General features: G+C 57.4%; 2 tRNA genes. Both read right to left on the bottom strand.

The features are described from left to right. Position 1 precedes the first annotated feature (1 nt). A tRNA-Gly gene (locus NCR34_RS27975) sits at positions 2-77 on the bottom strand. Between the two features lie 91 nt (positions 78-168). After that, positions 169-244 (bottom strand) — tRNA-Gly (locus NCR34_RS27970).

Genomic DNA, 244 nt, shown 5'->3' with positions numbered 1-244 from the left:
CTGGAGCGGGAGACGAGTCTCGAACTCGCGACCTCAACCTTGGCAAGGTTGCGCTCTACCAACTGAGCTACTCCCGCGTAAAACCTGCGCTGCTTTACTGCTATCTACTGCTTGCTGTTTCCGATACCGCTTCGCTCACGCGCTGCTTGCACCGAAAACTTCGAAACCTGGAGCGGGAGACGAGTCTCGAACTCGCGACCTCAACCTTGGCAAGGTTGCGCTCTACCAACTGAGCTACTCCCGC

Origin of the sequence: Caballeronia sp. GAWG1-5s-s, from assembly GCF_023631445.1 — a bacterium.
Classification (GTDB): Bacteria; Pseudomonadota; Gammaproteobacteria; order Burkholderiales; family Burkholderiaceae; genus Caballeronia.
The sequence above is the reverse complement of the archived record's forward strand: the minus strand, read 5'-3'. Positions and strand labels throughout refer to the sequence as shown.